The sequence below is a fragment of the Streptomyces hydrogenans genome (assembly GCF_014656075.1).
GTDB classification, from domain to species: Bacteria; Actinomycetota; Actinomycetes; order Streptomycetales; family Streptomycetaceae; genus Streptomyces; species Streptomyces hydrogenans.
In genome coordinates this window covers 70,784-88,669 of the sequence record NZ_BNBS01000018.1, presented here as the reverse complement: position 1 = coordinate 88,669, position 17,886 = coordinate 70,784, and the positions used below count along the sequence as shown (strand labels likewise).

Below are 17,886 nucleotides of genomic sequence, written 5' to 3'. Positions count from 1 at the left end.
GGCCCGCCCGGTGCGCCGAGGCGTACGGCGCGGACCGCGGGCAGCTCCCGGCGGCGCGCTCCGGTCCGCGGCGCCTGCGGCAGCGGGACGGCCCCGAGACGGGGGCCGGGGGACGCGGGGGGCCGGACGGGGTCGGTCCGGGGGTCGCCCGCGGGAGTGAGGGTGCCTGCCGGGTCGGTCTCGGGCTCGTCCGCGGGGGCGACGGCGCCGGCCGGGTCGGCTTCGGGGTCGGCCGCGCCGGTGGGGGTCTCGGCCGGGTGGTCGGGATCGTCCGTGGGCTCGGCGGCCTCTGCCGGGGCGGGGACGGCGGGCCGGTACGGCGCGGCCTGGGGTGCGGCGGGCTGTGCCGCGGCCTCCGGGGCCGTGGTCGTCTCCGCCGCCTCCGTCGGCTCGGGCGCGGCGGGCCGGAACGGTGCGGTGGGGTGGGCCGCCTCCGGGGGTTCCGTCGGGTCGGGTGCCGCGGTGTCCGCGGGGGTGGGGCCGGGGAGCCACGCGCGGGTGGGGCGGACCGGGCGGTACGGGGGGTGGGGTTCGGCGCCGGGGGCGGTCGGGGTGGTGTCGGAGACGTACGTCACGTCGCCTCCGAACGGTCGGCGGCCATGCCGGCGGCGTCGAGGAGCGCCGTGCCGACGATGAGGTCGGCGCCTCCGAAGCCGGGGTCGTCGAGCGGGGTGCCGTCGTCGACGGCGAAGAGAAGCCGCTCCTCGCCCTGGCGGTAGGCGGTGCCGACCGGGGGGCTGGCCGCGTGGACGGCGAGGAGGGCCACCAGGTAGGCGAGGTCCTCGCCGCCGGCGGCGCGGGCCTCGGCGAGCAGCCCGGAGAGCCGGCGCGGGGCGTCGTGCTCCAGGTCCAGCAGGGCGAGCGCGTCGGCGAGCTGCCGCTCGCTGAAGCGGGAGTCGTCGGGGGTGGCGATCAGCTCCGGCTCGGGCATCTCCGCGCCGAGGTGCTCGCGCTCGACCGGCGGGGTGAGGAGCAGGTCCACCAGGTCGCCGAGGCGGACGGAGGCGGGGGTGCGCAGGCCGGTGCCGCGCGCGAAGAAGGCGTCGGTGACCCGGGTGGCCCGCTCGACGGGGAGCGGCAGCACGGGCGCGACCAGCTGCCCGTACAGGTCGAGGCCGGTGTAGCGGGTGGGGGCGGCGAACGCCTGCCGGTCCTGCTCGGCGCGGAAGAGCGGGCCCGCCTCCAGGAGCCGGGACTGGAGCTGGGTGTGGCGGCGGATGCAGTCCTTGACTATGTCGACCAGCTCGGCGGCGCGGCGCTTGTGCTCGGGGTCCTCGGCCTCGTCACGGGCCTTGCGGATGTTGGTGAGGATCGCGTTCTCGTGGCGGTAGCGGTCGGCGACGTGGTCGAGCGCTTCGGCGATCATGTCGGGGACGCTGTTGAGCCAGTCGACCGCGCGGACGTTGCGCCGGGTGGCCTCCAGGGTCCTGCGGAGGGTCTCGGCGTACTGGACGGTGCGGTAGCGGGCCTGCTCGGCGGCGAGCTGGGCGTCGGCGAGGCGGCCCCGGCTGATGAGGACCTCCAGCTTCACCTCGGCGGCGATCTGGGCGCTGGTGACGTCGGTGTCGAGGGCGCCGACCAGGACGTTGACGGCCTCGTCGGTGGTCCGCAGGCAGACGGTGCCGCCGTAGCCGGGGACCTCCTCGACGAGCTTGAAGTCGTAGTCCCTGCGGACGTACACGCCGTCGGTGCCGAAGGTGCCGTAGACGGCGCGGAAGCCGCGGTCGACGCTGCCGACGTTGATGAGGTTCTCCAGGACCCAGCGGGCCACGCGCTCGTGTTCGGCGGCGGGGCGGGCGGGGGCCTGGGCGGCGACGCGGGGCAGCAGCCGGGCGACGACCTGGTCGTGGTCGGCGCCGGTGTCGAAGTCCATGTGGAGGGTGACGAGGTCGATCGCGGCGAGGGCGACCTCGGCCATCGCGTAGACCGTGTACTCGCCGGCGAGGTTGGCCTTGCGCGCGTCGAGGTCGTGCAGCGGCGCGGTGCAGGCGAGCGCGCGCAGGCGCCGCGCGAGCCCTTCGTCGGCGGCCGGCCCCTGCGCGGGGCGCGGCCCCGCGCTGAGCTGGGGCGGAGCGAGGTCCGTCGAGGCAGGCGAAGTCACGGTGCACAGAGTAGGTCCTCGCACTGACACGGGTCGAAACGGCGCAGAAACCACCGCCCCGCCCCCGCCCGGGGCGGTACCCTCCGCGCCCGCCCCCGGGCGCGGCTACACGTCGGCCGGTTCGTCGACGGCCCGGGCGTAGGCGGCGGCGACGCGGCGGATGGAGTCGTCGAGGTAGCGGGCGAGGAGACCCTCGGCGGCGGCCCGCTCCCCCGCCCGCAGGGCCTCCAGGATCTCCTTGTTGCGGACCAGGTAGGGCTCGTGGAGGGTCCGGGGGTCGTCCACGACGTGGAAGGCGAGCCGGAGTTCGGCGAGGACGCTCCGCATGAGCTCGTCGGTGCGGGCGCTGCCGGCGAGGGCGACGAGTTCGCGGTGGAAGTGGATGTTGGCCGTGGAGACCGCGCGCCAGTCGCCGGCGCGTGCGGCGGCCTCGCCCTCGGCGACGGCGGCGGCGAGGCCGTCCAGCGGGAAGGGAGGGTCGCCGAGGCCCCGGACGACGGCGCATTCGACGAGCCGACGGGTGCGGTAGATGTCCTCGACGTCGTCGACGGCGAGGACGCGGACGAAGACGCCGCGGTTCAGCTCGTGGACGAGGAGCCGCTCGTGGGTGAGGAGCCGGAACGCCTCGCGCAGGGTGTTGCGGGAGACTCCGAGGGCGCCGCCGATGCTCTCCTCGGAGAGCCGGGTGCCGGGCGGGAAGAAGCCCTCGGCGATGCGGGTGCGCAGGATGTCCGCGACCCGTTCCGCCGTGCTGGTGCGCCCGAGCAGCGCGCGGTCGTCCGCCAGTCCGCCGGTCGTCCCGGTGCCGCTCGCGTCCACGGTCCCCCTTCCTGCCGGGGCGGTCGGCCCCGTCGTCGTCCGGCCGCCGAGTCAACCGCAGAAACGGACCGGGGACAACATCCCTCTTGTCGAATCGTTGAACAATCCCCTACCTTGGCGCCACCGCACACGGTCACCACCGGACCACGCGCCGGTACCGGACCGACCCCCGGCGATCCGCACGCTTCCGCACGGCCTCTCGTACGACTCCGGCACGCCTCCCCCCTGCGAGGTGCAGATGAGCACGACACAGACCCGGCAGCACTCCCCGGACGAACACCCCGACCGTCCCGACGGCCCCGAACGCTCCGAAGGCTCCGACGCGGCGGGAGCCTTCGGCTGGCTGCGCGCCCTGGGCCCGCGCGGACGGCGCGCCTTCGGCGGATACGCCCTGGACTCCTACGACTTCTTCACCCTGCCGCTGTCGATGGTGGCCATCGCCGCCTCCTTCGGCCTCGACAAGGGCCAGACCGGGCTGCTCACCACCGTGACCCTGGTGGTCTCGGCGGTGGGCGGCGCGCTCGCCGGGGTCCTCGCCGACCGGGTGGGCCGCGTCGAGGCCCTGATGATCACGGTGATCACCTACGCGCTCTTCACCGTGCTCTGCGGCTTCGCGCCGAACTACGAGACCCTGCTGGTCTTCCGGGCGCTCCAGGGCCTCGGCTTCGGCGGCGAGTGGGCGGTCGGGGCGATCCTGGTCGCCGAGTACGCCTCCGCCCGGCACCGGGGCCGTACGCTCGGCGCCGTGCAGTCGGCGTGGGCGGCCGGATGGGCCCTCGCGGTGATCGTCTACACCCTGGTCTTCCAGTTCTTCGACGCGGACCTCGCCTGGCGGATCCTGTTCTGGACGGGCGCGCTGCCCGCGCTGCTGGTGTTCTGGGTCCGGCGGCACGTGGAGGACGCCCCGCAGGCGGCCGCCGCGCGCGTGGCGAGCCCGGAGCGGGGCTCGCCGGGGGCGGTGTTCCGGCCCGGGCTGCTGCGCACCACGCTCTTCGCGATCCTGCTCTCCACGGGCGTGCAGGGCGGCTACTACACGCTGGCCACCTGGGTGCCGACCTTCCTGAAGACCGAGCGCGGGCTGACCGTGGTCGGCACCGGCGGCTATCTGACGCTGCTGATCTCCGGCGCCTTCCTCGGCTATCTGACGGGCGGCCACCTGACGGACCGGATCGGCCGCAAGCGGAACATCGCGCTCTTCGCCGCCCTGTCGGCGGCGGCGGTCCTGGCGTACACCCAGATCCCGGCGGGCGCGAACACCCTGCTCCTGGTGCTCGGTTTCCCGCTCGGCTTCTGCATGTCGGCCATCTTCAGCGGTTTCGGCTCCTTCCTGGCCGAGCTGTACCCGACGCCGGTGCGCGGCACCGGGCAGGGCCTCACGTACAACACCGGCCGCGCGATCGGCGCGGTCTTCCCGGCCCTGGTCGGCTTCCTCTCGGAGAGCTGGGGCGTCGGCGGGGCGCTGGTCTTCGGCGCGGTGGGGTACGGGATCGCGGTCGTCGCGCTGCTCGGCCTGCCCGAGACGCGCGGGAAGGAGCTGGGATGAACGGCGTCGACCCGCTGGGGACGGGCGTACCGGGTCCGCGGGAGGCACGCGCGCGTGCGCGGGCCGGGACGGCCGGTCCGACGGCCGGCTGGGCTCCCGGTCACGCCCAGGCCAACCTGATCGCGGTGCCCGCCGACTGGGCCTACGACGTCCTCCTCTTCTGCACCCGCAACCCGAAGCCCTGCCCCGTCCTGGACGTCACCGACGCCGGGTCCTGGACCACCTCGCTCGCGCCGGGGGCGGACCTGCGCACCGACATCCCCGGCTACCGGGTGTGGGAGGACGGACGGCTGGTGGCGGAGCCGGCGGACGCCACGCCCCACTGGCGGACCGACCTGGTCTCGTTCCTGATCGGGTGCAGCTTCACCTTCGAGGGGGCGCTGGACGCGGCGGGCGTGCCGCTGCGCCACGTCGAGCAGGGCCGGAACGTGTCGATGTACGTCACCGACCGGGCCTGCCGGCCCGCCGGGCGGCTGCACGGGCCGATGGTGGTGTCGATGCGGCCGGTCCCGGCGCGGCTCGTGCCGATGGCCCGGCGGATCAGCGGGCTGCTGCCGGCGGTCCACGGGGCGCCGGTGCACGCGGGCGACCCGGCGGCGCTCGGGATCCGGGACCTGGACCGGCCGGACTTCGGGGACCCGGTGGTGGCGGAGCCGGGGGACGTACCGGTCTTCTGGGCCTGCGGGGTCACCCCGCAGGCGGCCGTCATGGCCTCGCGCCCGCCGTTCGCGATCACGCACGCGCCGGGGCGGATGCTCGTCACCGACGTCCGGGACGAGGAGTACCGGCTCACCCTGTGAGACCACCGCCCCACGCGCGTGCCACCCCGGCACGCCCGCCGGACCGCACGACCACCTGAGCACGGCACCACAGCACCACGCACCACGCACCACAGCACCGGTGAAGGGAACAGCACCATCATGAGCGGGGTCTCGATCGACCTGAACGCCGATCTCGGCGAGGGCTTCGGCCGCTGGACGCTGACCGACGACGAGCGGCTGCTCTCCGTCGTCACCAGCGCCAACGTGGCCTGCGGCTTCCACGCGGGGGACGCGGTCACCATGCGGCGGGTGTGCGCGCTCGCCGCCGAGCGGGGGGTGCGGATCGGGGCCCAGGTGTCCTACCGCGACCTCGCCGGTTTCGGGCGGCGCGCGATGGACGTGCCGTCGGAGGAGCTGGCCGCGGAGGTGGCGTACCAGATCGGCGCCCTGGAGGTCTTCGCCCGCGCGGCGGGGTCCCGGGTGGCGTACGTGAAGCCGCACGGGGCCCTCTACAACCGGGTGGTGCGGGACGCGGAGCAGGCCGCGGCGGTCGTCGACGGGGTGCTGCTCGCGGGCGGCGGGCTGCCGGTGCTCGGGCTGCCCGGCTCGCGGCTGCACGAGGCGGCGGAGCGGGCGGGGCTTCCGGTGGTCGCCGAGGCCTTCGGGGACCGCGCGTACCGGGCCGACGGCTCCCTGCTGCCACGGGGGCGGGAGGGAGCCGTCGTGCACGATCCGGACGCGGTGGTCGAACGGTCGGTCGCGCTGGTCCGCGCGGGCACGGTGACCGCGCACTGCGGCACGGCCGTGCCCGTCCGGGCGCGTTCCCTCTGCCTGCACGGGGACACCCCCGGCGCGGTGGAGCTGGCCCGGCGCGTCCGGGCCGGGCTGGAGTCCGCCGGGGTCACCGTGGGGGCCTTCGCGTGAGGGTGCTGCGGGTGGGCGAGCACGCCCTGTTGGTCGAGCTGGCCGACGGCACGGCCGCCGAGGCGTTCCACGCGGAGCTGCTGCGGCGCCGGGCGACGGGCGCGCTGCCCGGCGTGCGGGAGGTGGTCCCGGCGGCGCGGACGGTGCTGCTCGACGGGGAGGCCGAGCCGGCGGCGCTGGCGGCCGAGCTGCCCGGCTGGGAGCCACGGCCGGGGCACGCGCGCGTGGGCGAGGTCGTGGAGGTCCCCGTCCGGTACGACGGGCCCGACCTGGCCGAGGTGGCGGACCGCTGGGAGGTGTCGCCCGCCGAAGCGGCGCGGATCCACTCGTCGGCCGAGTTCCGGGTCGCGTTCTGCGGCTTCGCCCCCGGCTTCGGCTATCTGACGGGGCTCGGCGCGCGGTACGAGGTGCCGCGCCGGGCGACGCCCCGGACGGCGGTGCCGGCCGGGGCGGTGGCGCTGGCGGGGCCGTACACGGGGGTGTACCCGCGCTCCTCTCCGGGCGGCTGGCAGCTGATCGGGACCACGGACCTGGTCCTGTGGGACACCGGCCGCGAACCGGCCGCGCTGCTCTCCCCCGGAACCCGGGTGCGCTTCGTTCCCTCGGACGGGCCGACGGGGACGGGGGCGGGCCGGTGAACGACCGTGCCGTGGCCGTGGTCCGGGCGGGCGCCCTGACCACCGTGCAGGACCTGGGCCGGACCGGGTTCGCGCACCTGGGCGTGCCCCGGTCCGGGGCCCTGGACCCGGCCGCCGCCCGCCTGGTGAACCGGCTGGTCGGCAACGAGGAAGCGGCCGCGGTCCTGGAGACCACCGTCACCGGCTGCGCGCTGCGGCCCCGGACCGCGGTGACCGTGGCGGTCGGCGGCGCACCGTGCCCGGTGCGGGCGGACGGCCGTCCGCTGCCGTGGGGGACGGCGGTACGGGTCCCGGCCGGCGCGCTCCTGGAGGTCGGGCCGGCGGTGCGCGGGCTGCGCTCGTACGTGGCGATCGGCGGCGGGATCGCCGTCGATCCGGTGCTCGGCAGCCGCTCCACCGACCTGCTGTCCGGGCTCGGCCCGGCACCGCTGGCGGACGGGGCGGTGCTGCCGCTGGGGGCGGCCACGGCCGTACGGGGGTCGGTCGACGCTCCCCCCTGGCCGGGCCCGCCGGACGAACTCGTCCTGCGGGTCCGGCTCGGGCCGCGCGACGACTGGTTCACGGGCCGGTCGCTCCGGACCCTGACCACGCGCGCGTACCTGGTGTCGCCGGCGAGCAACCGGATCGGGCTGCGGCTCGACGGGCCCGCCCTGGAGCGGGCCAGGCCCGGGGAACTGCCCAGCGAGGGCATGGTCCTGGGCGCGGTGCAGGTGCCGCCGGACGGTCGTCCGGTGGTGTTCCTGGCGGACCATCCGACGACCGGTGGCTATCCGGTGGTGGCGGTGGTGCGGGAGGCCGACCTGGCGGCCGCCGCGCAGGCCGTGCCGGGGACGCCGGTCCGCTTCGTCACGGCCCCGTAGGGCCGCCGGACCCGGCGGCGTCCTCCGGCGGGGTGCCGTAGCCCCCGCCGCCGGGGGTGCGCACGACCAGGACGTCGCCGGGGCCGACCTCGGTGGTCGCGGCGCCGTCCAGGCGGTCCACGGTGCCGTCGGCGCGCTCCACGAGGTTCTCGCCGAGCGCGCCCGGGGCGCCGCCCGCCATCCCGTACGGGGGCACCCGCCGATGTCCGGTGAGGAGGGCGACGGTCATCGGCGCCAGGAACCGGAGCCGCCGTTCCACGCCGGCGCCGCCGTGCCACCGGCCCCGGCCGCCGCTGCCCTCGCGGACGGTGAAGGCGTCGAGGCGGACGGGGTGGCGCCACTCCAGGACCTCGGGGTCGGTGAGGCGGGAGTTGGTCATGTGGGTCTGGACGGCGTCGGCGCCGTCGAAGCCGTCGCCCGCTCCGGAGCCGCTGGCGACGGTCTCGTAGTACTGGACGCGGTCGTCGCCGAAGGTGAGGTTGTTCATGGTGCCGGAGCCCTCGGCCTGGACGCCGAGGGCGGCGTAGAGGGCGCCGGTGATGGCCTGGGAGGTCTCGACGTTCCCCGCGACGGTGGCGGCCGGTGGTTCGGGGGCGAGCATGGAGCCGGGCGGGACGCGGATCTCCAGGGGAGCCAGGCAGCCGCTGTTGAGCGGGATGGCCTCGTCGACGAGGGTGCGGAAGACGTACAGGACGGCGGCCGTGACGACCGCCGTGGGGGCGTTGGCGTTGCCGGGGAGCTGGGGCGAGGTGCCGGTGAAGTCGAGGACGGCGGAGCGCCGTTCGCGGTCGACGCGGACGGCGACCTGGATGACGGCGCCGGAGTCGGTCTCGTACCGGTGGGTGCCGTCCTCCAGGCGGGCGACGATCCGGCGGACGGACTCCTCGGCGTTGGCCCGTACGTGCCGCATGTACGCCTGGACGGCGTCGAGGCCGAACTCGGCGACGGCCTTGCCGAGTTCCTCGATGCCCTTCTCGTTGGCGGCGATCTGGGCCCGCAGGTCGGCGAGGTTGGTGTCGGGGTCGCGGGAGGGGTGGGGCGCGCCGGTGAGCAGGGCGCGGGTCTCGGCCTCGCGGAGCCTGCCGTCGCGGACGAGGAGCCAGTTGTCGAAGCGGACGCCCTCCTCGTCGATGGTGCGGCTGAAGGCGGGCATGGAGCCGGGGGTGATGCCGCCGATCTCGGCGTGGTGGCCGCGGGAGGCGACCAGGAAGCGGAGGGCGTGCCCCGCGTCGTCGAAGACGGGGGTGACGACGGTGACGTCGGGCAGGTGGGTGCCGCCGTGGTAGGGGTCGTTGACGGCGTAGACGTCGCCGGGCCGCAGGTCGCCGGCGCGGCGGCGCAGGACCTCCTTGACGGTCTCGCCCATGGAGCCGAGGTGGACGGGGATGTGGGGGGCGTTGGCGACGAGGTTGCCCTCGGCGTCGAACAGGGCGCAGGAGAAGTCGAGCCGTTCCTTGATGTTGACGGAGTGGGAGGTGTTCTCCAGGCGGACCCCCATCTGCTCGGCGATGGCCATGAAGAGGTTGTGGAAGACCTCCAGGAGGACCGGGTCCACGTCGGTGCCGGCGGCGGTGCGGGAGGGGCGCGGGACGGCGCGGGTGAGCAGCAGGTGGCCGGCGGGACCGGCGGTGGCGCGCCAGCCGGGGTCGACGACGGTGGTGGCGTCGTCCTCGGCGAGGATCGCGGGCCCATCGACGGCGTCGCCGGGGCGGAGGTCCTCGCGGCGGTGGAGCGGGGTGTCGGTGGCGGTGGTCCCGTCGTGGGTGGTGACGGTGGCGCGCGGGACGAGGGGGCCGGTGCGCTCCCCGGCGGGGACGTGGACGGGTCCGTGCGGGCCCGCGGTGCCGACGGCCTCGACGGTGACGGCCTCGACGACGAGCGGCTTGTCCATGGTGAAGGCGTAGCGGGCGCGGTGGTCGGCGGTGAAGGCGGCGGCCATCTCCCCGGCGGGGCCGAGGTCGACGGGGAGGCTCGCGTCGGTGCCCGCGTAGCGCAGCAGCACGCGCGCGTGGGTGGTGATCGCCGTGTCGGGGAGGCCGTCGGCGCGGAGTTCGGCCCGGGTGCGGTCGGCGAGTCCGGAGGCGACCTCCGCCACGCGCGCGGGGGTGTCGGGTGCGTCGAGCGGGGCCTCGACGGACCGTTCGCGCAGGGCGGTCGCGTCGGCGAGTCCGATGCCGTACGCGGAGAGGACGCCGGCGAGCGGGGGGACGAGGACGGTGTCGACGCCGAGGGCGTCGGCGACGGCGCAGGCGTGCTGGCCTCCGGCGCCGCCGAAGCAGGTGAGGGCGTAGCGGGTGACGTCGTGGCCGCGCTGGACGGAGATCTTCTTGACGGCGTTGGCCATGTCGAGGACGGCGATCCGCAGGAAGCCGGCCGCGACCTCCTCGGGGGTGCGGCCGCCGCCGACCCGTCGGGCGAGGGCCGTGAACCGCTCGCGCACGACCCCGGCGTCGAGCGGCCGGTCGCCGTCCGGGCCGAAGACGGCCGGGAAGTGGCCGGGCTGGATCCGGCCGAGCATCACCTGGGCGTCGGTGACGGTGAGCGGGCCGCCGCGCCGGTAGCAGGCGGGTCCGGGGACGGCGCCGGCCGAGTCGGGTCCGACGCGGTAGCGGCGGCCGTCGTAGTGGAGGACGGAACCGCCGCCGGCGGCGACGGTGTGGATGCTCATCATGGGTGCCCGCATCCGCACCCCGGCGACCTGTGAACCGAGTTCACGCTCGAAAGTGCCGGCGTAGTGCGACACGTCCGTGGACGTGCCCCCCATGTCGAAGCCGATGACCCGGTCGTGTCCGGCCTGCGCGGAGGTACGGGCCATGCCGACGACGCCGCCGGCCGGTCCGGAGAGGACGGCGTCCTTGCCCCGGAAGTGGGCGGCCTCCCGCAGCCCGCCGTTGGACTGCATGAACATCAGTCGGATCCCGGCGAGTTCGCCGGCGACCTCGTCGACGTAGCGGCGCAGCACCGGCGAGAGGTAGGCGTCGACGACGGTGGTGTCGCCGCGCGGGACGAGCCTGATCAGCGGGCTGACCTCGTGCGAGCAGCTGACCTGGGTGAATCCGGCGGCCCTGGCGGCGGCCGCGACGCGCAGTTCGTGGTCCGGCCGCCGGTAGCCGTGCAGGAGGACCACGGCGGCGGAGCGGAGACCGTCCCGGTGGGCGGCGGCGAGGGCGGCGGCCACGGCGGTCTCGTCGAGGGGGCGGACCACCTCCCCGTGGGCGTCCACCCGCTCGGGGACCTCCGCCACGCGCGCGTACACGGCCTCCGGCAGCACGATGTGCCGGTCGAAGAGGTGGGGCCGGTTCTGGTAGGCGATCCGCAGGGCGTCGCGGAAGCCCTCGGTGATGAGCAGCAGGGTCGGCTCCCCGCGTCGCTCCAGGAGGGCGTTGGTGGCGACGGTGGTGCCCATCTTGACGACGGCCACCCGGTCGGCGGGCACGGGTTCGCCGGGGGCGAGGCCCATGAGGAGCCGGATCCCGGCCACGGCGGCGTCCTGTCGGCGGGCCGGGTCGTGGGAGAGGACCTTGCGGGTGACGAGCCGGCCGTCGGGGCGCCGCCCCACGACGTCGGTGAAGGTGCCGCCCCGGTCGATCCAGAACTCCCAGCGCCCGCTCATCCCCCCATTGTCGCCGCGAGGGCGGCCGCGAGGGCGGTCTCCGCGCGCGCGTCCAGCGGTCCCGGGCCGGTGCCGTCGCCCCGGTGGAGCAGTTCCTCGCCGGCGAGGAGCAGCAGCTGGGGCAGCAGGTCGCGGCTGCGGCGCAGCACCCAGCCGGTCCCCGCCGTGGCGAGCCAGAGCGCGGTCTCCGCGCGCGTGGGCGGCGGCTCGGACGCCTCCGGGGAGGGCGCGGGCCCCCGGGCGAGCCCCCGCTCGGCGAGGAGCCGGTGGAAGGCTCCGGCGACCGCGCGGTGGCCCCGCTCGCCGGGGTGCAGCCGGTCGGCGCTCCACAGCCGCCGGTCGTCGGTCCAGGCCGGGTCGGCGAGGTGGAGGTGGACGGCGCCGCGGCGGGCGGACAGCGCGTGCACCACGGCGTTCACGGACCGGCGGCGACGGGCGAGCGGCCGGGCCAGCGGGGCGGGAAGTCCGAGCATGCGCCCCGGGTCGGGCAGACAGGCCGTCAGGAGTACGGCTCCGGCCGCGTCGAGCGCGCCGAGGACCCGGTCCAGGCGGCGGGCGTACAGCCCGATGTCGAAGCCGTGCCGCAGGGTGTCGTTGACGCCGACGACGACGGAGGCGAGGTGCGGCCGGAGCGCGACCGCGCGCGGCGCCTGGTGCGCGGCGACGTCCGCGCTGAGCGCGCCGCTGACGGCGAGGTTGACGTACTCCACGCGCTGTCCGGGCCCGGCGAGCCCGTCCGCGAGCAGCGCGGCCCATCCGCGCCACGCCCCGGCGGCCCGGTCCCCGACCCCCTCGCTGAAGGAGTCCCCGAGCACGGCGAACCGCAGCGGGGCGGCCTCCGCGAGCACGGGGCCGGGGGCCGCGCCGCCGGAGCCCTGGACCAGTTGGCCGGAGCCCTGGACGGGTTGGCCGGACCCCCGGACCGGTCGGCCGGAGCCCTGGACCAGTTGGCCGGATCCCTGGACGGGTTGGCCGGACCCCCGGACCGGTCGGTCGGGCCCCTGGACCGGGACGAGCCGTCCAGGGGCGGTCCCCGCGACGCGGTCCTCCCCCACGGGTCTCATCCGCCGACCTCCTGCCGCCGGGGCGGGTCCGCGACGACGGGGTGCGCCGGCGGGGCGGCCGGGGTCGTGGCCGCCTCGTGGGAGTCGGCGAAGGCCGCCACCGCGCGGTCCCAGGAGAAGCGTTCCGCACGCGCGCGTGCGGCGGCCCTGCGCCCGGCCTCCGGCAGGGCGAGGAGTCCCCGGGCGGCGTCCGCGAAGGCGGCCGGGGTGACGGGCGCGGCGACGCCGGCCGGGCCGACGACCTCCGGGAGGGCGGAGGAGGCGCTGACGACGGCGGGCGTGCCGCAGGCGAGGGCCTCCAGGGCGGAGAGCCCGAAGGTCTCGGCGGGGCCGGGGGCCAGGCAGAGGTCGGCGGCCGCCTGGAGGTCGGCCAGCTCCTCCCGGTCGGCGACGTGGCCCAGGAAGGTCACCGGCAGGGCCCGCTCACGGGCCCGGCGCTCCAGACCGGACCGCAGCGGCCCGTCGCCGGCGACGACCAGCCGGGCCGGCACGCCCGCGTCGCGCAGCCCGGCGAGGGCCTCCAGCGCCGTGCCGGGACGTTTCTCCACCGAGAGGCGGGAGCAGAGCACCAGCAGGACGGCGGCGCCCCGCGCGTACCGGTCCCGCACGGCGGGGTCGCGCCGGTCGGGCCGGCAGTGCTCCAGGTCGACGCCGAGCGGAGCGCGTACGACGTTGCGGGCGCCGAGGCGGACGAACTCGTCCTCCGCCCAGGCCGTGGTGCACACGATCCGGCCGTAGGCCCAGGCGGTGCGGCGGTTCAGCCGGTCCGCCGCGCGGGCGGCGAGCGGAGCCGGGACGCCCCAGGTGCGCAGGACGCCGTCGGCGGTCTCGTGGGAGACCATCACGGAGGGGACGCGGGCGCGCCGGGCCCACTCCCCCGTCCAGCGCAGGGTGGTGCGGTCGGAGACCTCGATCCGGTCCGGGGCGAGATCGTCGAGGAGGTCGGCGAGCCGGCGCCGGTCGGCGAGGACGCGGTAGCCGCCGGTGCCGGGGAGCTCGGGTCCCGGGAGGGTGATCACCCGGCCCTGTTCGGCCGGCTCGTCGGAGACGGCGGTCCCGGGGACGACGAGGACGGGCTCGTGCCCGGCGGCGCGGTAGCCGCGGCCGAGCCGGTCGAGTGCGGTGCGCAGCCCGCCGGAGGTCGGGGTGACGAAGTTCGCGAGCCGCACGATCCGCAGCCCGTCGCGACCGTAGGAGGCGCTGTACGAGGATCCGCCGTACGGGGCCGCGTCGTGCGAGGTCGCGCCGTACGAGGCTCCGTCGTGCGGGACCGCGCCGTACGAGGCTCCGCCGTGCGCACGCGCCCGCGTGGTGCCGGTCGTCGCGTGGGTCCGCCCGTTCACGCCGCCACCGCCGTCCGCTCGCGCAGGACCTCCAGGTAGTGCCCGATGAGCTCGTCGCCGAGGGCCTCCCAGGTGCGGCCCGCCACCTCGGCCCGTCCGGCCCTGCCGTAGGCGGCGCGCAGGCCGGGCGCGGCGGCGAGGGCGGCGACGGCCTCGCGGAGGGCGTCGGGGTCCTCCGGGGGCACCAGGAGGCCGGTGCGCCGGTGGGCGACGAGGTCGAGCGGGCCGCCGGCGGCCGGGGCGATCACCGGGAGCCCGCTGGCCATGGCCTCCTGGACGGTCTGGCAGAACGTCTCGTGGGGGCCGGTGTGGGCGAAGACGTCGAGCGAGGCGAAGATCCGGGCGAGGTCGTCGCCGGTGCGGCGGCCGAGGAAGCGGGCGTGCGGGAGGCGGGCGCGCAGTCCGGGGCCGCTGGGCCCGTCGCCGACGACCACGAGCCGGACGCCGGGGAGTCCCCCGGCGGCGGCGAGGAGGTCCACGCGCTTCTCGGGGGCGAGCCGGCCGACGTATCCGACGAGGAGTTCGCCGTCGGGGGCGAGCTCCCGGCGCAGCGCGGGGTCGCGGTGGGCGGGGTGGAAGCGGACGGTGTCGACGCCCCGGCCCCAGAGGCGTATCCGCTCGATGCCGTGGGCCTCCAGGTCGCGGCGGGCGGCCCTGGAGGGGGCGAGGGTGCGGTCCGCCGCGCCGTGCACCGTCCGGAGCCGGCGCCAGGCCGTGCCCTCGCCGGTGCCGACGTAGGTGCGGGCGTAGCCGGCGAGGTCGGTCTGGTAGACGGCGACGGCGGGCAGCCCGAGGCGGGTGGCGGCGGCCATGGCCCGGACGCCGAGGACGAAGGGGCCGGCCAGGTGGACGAGGTCGGCGCGGTGGGCGGCGATGGCCGCGGCGACGCGACGGCTGGGGAGGGCGACCCGCACCTGGGCGTAGCCGGGCAGCGGCAGGGACGGGACCCGGACCACCGGGCACGGCGCGTCGGCGTCGGCGGCGGGGTCGGGGACGGCCGGGGCGATCACGAGGGGCCGGTGGCCCCGGCGGACGAGGTGGCGCGCGGTCTGGAGGGCGCAGTGCGCCACACCGTTGATGTCGGGAGGGAAGGATTCGGTGACGATGACGACACGCATACGGGTGTTCTCGTCGCGCCCGACGTGTCCCCGCCGACGTGGATCTGGACGCCGGGGGAACGTCCCGTGAGCTTTTCCCGCCCCGGTCGCGGGACCGGGTTCCGATACGCGGACCGGGCGCCGTACGGGGGCGCCGTACGGTGCGGCGGGCCAGGGGTCGTCCGGCGGGCCGGCCCCGCGGCTCCGGATCCGGTGCCGGGCCGCAGGACGCGGAGCCGTACGGCCGCCCCGACGCGTGCGGCGGCCCCGGAGCCGTACGGACGTGAGGGGGGCGTCCGGTCCCGGGGCGGGGCCACGCTCGGCGGGGTGTCGCCGGGGGCCGCGCCGCCCCGGGGCGGGGCGGTGGTGGGGCCGGGTCAGACCTGGAGGTCGGGACCGATGCGGTTGCGGACCGCCGTCTGGACCTCGACCTCCTCGGCCGGGTCGGCGGCGAGGCGGCGCAATCGCTCGGCCACGCGCGCGTCGGCCGTCTCGGCGTGCTGGGCCGCGATCTCGCGGGTGGTCTCCTCGCAGTCCCAGAGGCACTCGACGGCGAAGCCGCTCGCGAAGGAGGGGTCGGTGGCCGCGAGGGCGCGGGCCGTGCGGCCGCGCAGCTGGGAGGAGGACGTCTCCCGGTAGACGTGGCGCAGCACGGGGGCCGCGCAGGCGATGCCGAGCCGGCCGGCGCCGTCGACGAGGGTGCCGAGGACGGCCGCGTCGGGCCCGGTGGTGCGGATGGCGGTGCGCAGGGCGCCGAGGACCAGGCCGGCGTCGCGGTCCTCGCCGCGCGTGGCGAGGGTCTCGCCGGCCGCCGCGCCGAGGGGGTCGGTGCGGTGGATCCAGGCGCGGGCGCGGGCGACCGCGTCCTCGCCGCACATGCGGAGGTAGGCGGTGACGGCGGCCCGGGCGACGGCCAGCGCGTCCCGGTCGACGGCCCCGGGGACGTCGGCGTAAGGCCCGGCCTGTCCGTGCGCGGTGCCGGCGGCCGTATCGAGGGGGTGTACGGCGTCGGCGGCGGCTTCGACGAGGTCGAGGACGGCGGGGTCGCGGGTGGCGGCCAGGTGGTGCAGGCCGGCGGCCCGGGCCCCGGGGTCGCCCTTGCGGGCGGCGGCCAGCAGCTCGGGGCGGTCCTCGGGACCGGCCACGGCGGCCTGGCAGCGGGCGGCGGGACCGGCGAGGTCGGCGCCGCGGCCGTATCCCTCCTGGGCCCAGTCGAGGACGGCGCGGACGCTCCAGCCGGGGCGGGGCCCGGCGGGGCGCAGCTGCCGCTGCCAGCGGTCGAAGGAGCCGTGTTCCTGGGCGGCGCGGACGCGGGCGCCGACGGCGTCGCGCCGGTCCTCGGCCCACAGCCGCCAGGGGCGGGGCTCGAAGGCGTCGCGGACGGTGCCGGCGAGCCGGGTCTCGCCCTCCTCGTCCCGGGGGAAGCGGGCGAGGACGGGCTCGGCGAGCGAGCGCAGCCCCGCGTCGTCGTCGCGGAGCGCGAGCTCGTCGAGGGCCCAGGTCCAGTTGGCGCCGGTGGCCGCGTAGCGCCGGAGGAGCAGCAGGGCGTCGTGGCGGCCGTAGGAGGCCAGGTGGCCGAGGACGGCGAGGGCGAGCCCGGTGCGGTGCTCCTCGGTGTCGAGGTGGTCCTCGGCGGCGAAGAGGTGCGCCTCGACGGCCTCCAGACCTCCGTGGAGGTCGAGGTAGAGCCGGGCGTAGTAGAGGGAGCGGTTCTCGACCCGCCAGTCGTGGCGGGGGTCGGCGAGCACGCACTGGTCGAGGGCCGCGAGGGCCTCGGCACGGGGGGCGGCGAGGGCGTGCAGGGTGCCGTCGCCGCGGCCCCTCTGCAGCAGACCGAGCAGGGTGCCGCTCGGCGCTATGGCTGGTTCGAACATGGGAAGACGCCTCACATCAAGCTGTCGACACGACGGGGTGGACCGGGGTGGACCGGGTCGGGCGCTGGGCCCGTCCGCGCGGTGGCCGCCCTAGTAGGCCGCGGGACAACATGCCGTCGGGCCGTCCGTCGTACGTCGCTTGTGCGCGCTGCTCATCTTCCTCTGCCTCTCGTCCGTGGCCCGGTCGGACGGCCGGGCTTGTCGTCATGATGACCGACCGTCTCCAGCGCCGCGACCACATTTACGGCACCGTTCCCACCTGGGGTTCAGGCCTCGTTCACCGGGTGGTGAAGAGCTCCAGGAGTTCGGTCTTGCCGAACATGCGGGCGGTGTCCAGGGCGGACGGAGCGCCGGACTCCGGATTCGCCCCGCCGGCGAGGAGGGCGCGGACGACGGCGTCCTCGCCCTTGAAGACGGCTCCGGCGAGCGGGGTCTGGCCGCGGTCGTTGGCGCGGTCGGCGTCGGCGCCGCGCTCCAGGAGGGCGGCGACCGCGGCGGCGTGGCCGTGGTAGGCGGCGAGCATGACGAGGGTGTCGCCCCGGTCGTTGGTGAGGTTCGCGGGGACGCCCGCGTCGACGTAGGCGGCGAGTGCGGCGGCGTCGCCGGTGCGCGCCAGGTCGAAGACCTTCGACGCCAGCTCGACGACCTCGGGGTCCGGGGTCTCGCTCATTTTCACAACCGCCTTCCGTGCTCCGCCTGCGTCCCGCGCGTGCCGCCCGGTACCGCCTGCCCTTGACCTGCGCACGGCAAGCGCGGCCGTACGAGTGAATCGACAGGGTACTGCCCTCGCGGTGACATGACCGCGTCCGGCCGAGGCAAGGATCACGGCGTCCACCACCCGTGACCGGCGCCTCTCCCCGCCCCCTTACCCCACTTCGGCGGTTTCGCCACCCGGGGCGGCGGTCAACGTCCGCCGGTCAAGTGAAAACGCCCGCCATTCACCCGAATGCACCTTTAGTCACATAGATACTTGCCGTGAACCTGGAAGGACTCATCGTGACTGTCCCCTCAACCAGGAGAACACCCAATGATCCTGTCCATCTCAGGCGTGGTCCTGCTCGGCATCATCTGCTTCCTGTTCTTCAAGAAGGACGGCCTCAAGGCCTCGCACGCCCTCGTCTGCGCGCTCTTCGGCTTCTATCTGGCGGGCACCGCCATCGCACCGAGCATCACCGCGGGCGGCCAGAGCCTGGCCGGCCTGCTGGGCGGAATCAAGTTCTGACGCCTCTCACCCCCTTCCACCACTCCA

14 protein-coding genes and 1 pseudogene are annotated in these 17,886 nt (G+C 76.6%); 6 read left to right on the top strand and 9 right to left on the bottom strand.

Annotated elements, in window-relative coordinates:
* From IE321_RS10840 to IE321_RS10830, 3 genes and pseudogenes are all read right to left on the bottom strand, one after another.
* Nucleotides 1-575: pseudogene (locus IE321_RS10840) on the bottom strand (hypothetical protein); the annotation flags it as partial.
* Nucleotides 572-2,101: a hypothetical protein gene (locus IE321_RS10835; RefSeq protein ID WP_043223593.1), complete on the bottom strand. Its 1,530-nt coding sequence runs from the start codon at nucleotides 2,099-2,101 to the stop codon at nucleotides 572-574. The gene IE321_RS10835 and the pseudogene IE321_RS10840, both read right to left, overlap by 4 nt.
* Nucleotides 2,102-2,206: 105 nt before the next feature.
* Nucleotides 2,207-2,920 carry a GntR family transcriptional regulator gene (locus IE321_RS10830; protein WP_190222639.1) on the bottom strand — a complete coding sequence of 238 codons (714 nt, stop codon included), beginning with the start codon at nucleotides 2,918-2,920 and terminating at the stop codon, nucleotides 2,207-2,209.
* Nucleotides 2,921-3,158: 238 nt separating this feature from the next.
* On the opposite strand from IE321_RS10830, the gene IE321_RS10825 reads away from it, so the two are divergent.
* The 5 genes from IE321_RS10825 (at nucleotide 3,159) to IE321_RS10805 (ending at nucleotide 7,646) form a co-directional block, all read left to right on the top strand.
* A complete protein-coding gene (locus IE321_RS10825; RefSeq protein WP_190222638.1) occupies nucleotides 3,159-4,463 on the top strand; it encodes an MFS transporter in 1,305 nt (434 codons plus the stop codon).
* A complete protein-coding gene (locus IE321_RS10820; protein ID WP_190222637.1) occupies nucleotides 4,460-5,263 on the top strand; it encodes a putative hydro-lyase in 804 nt (267 codons plus the stop codon). The genes IE321_RS10825 and IE321_RS10820 overlap by 4 nt, the downstream gene beginning before the upstream one ends.
* A 120-nt stretch (nucleotides 5,264-5,383) precedes the next feature.
* A complete protein-coding gene (locus tag IE321_RS10815) occupies nucleotides 5,384-6,148 on the top strand; it encodes a LamB/YcsF family protein (RefSeq protein ID WP_043223596.1) in 765 nt (254 codons plus the stop codon).
* Nucleotides 6,145-6,786, top strand: coding sequence for a 5-oxoprolinase subunit B family protein (locus tag IE321_RS10810; RefSeq protein ID WP_190222636.1), 642 nt, complete (start codon nucleotides 6,145-6,147; stop codon nucleotides 6,784-6,786). The genes IE321_RS10815 and IE321_RS10810 overlap by 4 nt, the downstream gene beginning before the upstream one ends.
* A complete protein-coding gene (locus IE321_RS10805; RefSeq protein WP_190222635.1) occupies nucleotides 6,783-7,646 on the top strand; it encodes a 5-oxoprolinase subunit C family protein in 864 nt (287 codons plus the stop codon). The genes IE321_RS10810 and IE321_RS10805 overlap by 4 nt, the downstream gene beginning before the upstream one ends.
* Here the strand turns inward: IE321_RS10805 and IE321_RS10800 are convergent.
* The 6 genes from IE321_RS10800 to IE321_RS10775 all read right to left on the bottom strand — a co-directional run bounded on the left by IE321_RS10800 (nucleotide 7,633) and on the right by IE321_RS10775 (nucleotide 17,307).
* Nucleotides 7,633-11,259, bottom strand: a complete 3,627-nt coding sequence (locus IE321_RS10800) for a hydantoinase B/oxoprolinase family protein (RefSeq protein ID WP_190222634.1) — start codon at nucleotides 11,257-11,259, stop codon at nucleotides 7,633-7,635. The genes IE321_RS10805 and IE321_RS10800 overlap by 14 nt on opposite strands.
* A complete protein-coding gene (locus IE321_RS10795; protein WP_372470231.1) occupies nucleotides 11,256-12,323 on the bottom strand; it encodes an SGNH/GDSL hydrolase family protein in 1,068 nt (355 codons plus the stop codon). Before IE321_RS10795 ends, IE321_RS10800 begins: the two co-directional genes overlap by 4 nt.
* The gene (locus tag IE321_RS10790) at nucleotides 12,320-13,501 is read right to left on the bottom strand and encodes a glycosyltransferase (protein WP_190222642.1); all 1,182 of its coding nucleotides are present in this window, start codon (nucleotides 13,499-13,501) and stop codon (nucleotides 12,320-12,322) included. Before IE321_RS10790 ends, IE321_RS10795 begins: the two co-directional genes overlap by 4 nt.
* A gap of 161 nt (nucleotides 13,502-13,662) precedes the next feature.
* Nucleotides 13,663-14,784: a glycosyltransferase family 4 protein gene (locus tag IE321_RS10785; protein ID WP_190222633.1), complete on the bottom strand. Its 1,122-nt coding sequence runs from the start codon at nucleotides 14,782-14,784 to the stop codon at nucleotides 13,663-13,665.
* 356 nt (nucleotides 14,785-15,140) lie between these two features.
* Nucleotides 15,141-16,637 (bottom strand): HEAT repeat domain-containing protein, encoded by a 1,497-nt coding sequence (locus tag IE321_RS10780; RefSeq protein ID WP_190222632.1) that lies wholly within the window; start codon nucleotides 16,635-16,637, stop codon nucleotides 15,141-15,143.
* A 277-nt stretch (nucleotides 16,638-16,914) separates the two neighbouring features.
* Nucleotides 16,915-17,307, bottom strand: coding sequence for an ankyrin repeat domain-containing protein (locus IE321_RS10775; RefSeq protein ID WP_190222631.1), 393 nt, complete (start codon nucleotides 17,305-17,307; stop codon nucleotides 16,915-16,917).
* A gap of 357 nt (nucleotides 17,308-17,664) precedes the next feature.
* On the opposite strand from IE321_RS10775, the gene IE321_RS10770 reads away from it, so the two are divergent.
* Nucleotides 17,665-17,859, top strand: coding sequence for a hypothetical protein (locus IE321_RS10770; RefSeq protein WP_030493667.1), 195 nt, complete (start codon nucleotides 17,665-17,667; stop codon nucleotides 17,857-17,859).
* The last annotated feature ends 27 nt before the right edge of the window (nucleotides 17,860-17,886 follow it).

Bases quoted from the DNA above. Each gene is read 5' to 3' on its own strand.
- IE321_RS10825 (WP_190222638.1), top strand. From the start codon at position 3,159: ATGAGCACGACACAGACCCGGCAGCACTCCCCGGACGAACACCCCGAC.
- IE321_RS10800 (WP_190222634.1), bottom strand. From the start codon at position 11,259: ATGAGCGGGCGCTGGGAGTTCTGGATCGACCGGGGCGGCACCTTCACC.
- IE321_RS10815 (WP_043223596.1), top strand. From the start codon at position 5,384: ATGAGCGGGGTCTCGATCGACCTGAACGCCGATCTCGGCGAGGGCTTC.
- IE321_RS10785 (WP_190222633.1), bottom strand. From the start codon at position 14,784: ATGCGTGTCGTCATCGTCACCGAATCCTTCCCTCCCGACATCAACGGT.
- IE321_RS10770 (WP_030493667.1), top strand. From the start codon at position 17,665: ATGATCCTGTCCATCTCAGGCGTGGTCCTGCTCGGCATCATCTGCTTC.
- IE321_RS10820 (WP_190222637.1), top strand. From the start codon at position 4,460: ATGAACGGCGTCGACCCGCTGGGGACGGGCGTACCGGGTCCGCGGGAG.
- IE321_RS10775 (WP_190222631.1), bottom strand. From the start codon at position 17,307: ATGAGCGAGACCCCGGACCCCGAGGTCGTCGAGCTGGCGTCGAAGGTC.
- IE321_RS10795 (WP_372470231.1), bottom strand. From the start codon at position 12,323: ATGAGACCCGTGGGGGAGGACCGCGTCGCGGGGACCGCCCCTGGACGG.
- IE321_RS10780 (WP_190222632.1), bottom strand. From the start codon at position 16,637: ATGTTCGAACCAGCCATAGCGCCGAGCGGCACCCTGCTCGGTCTGCTG.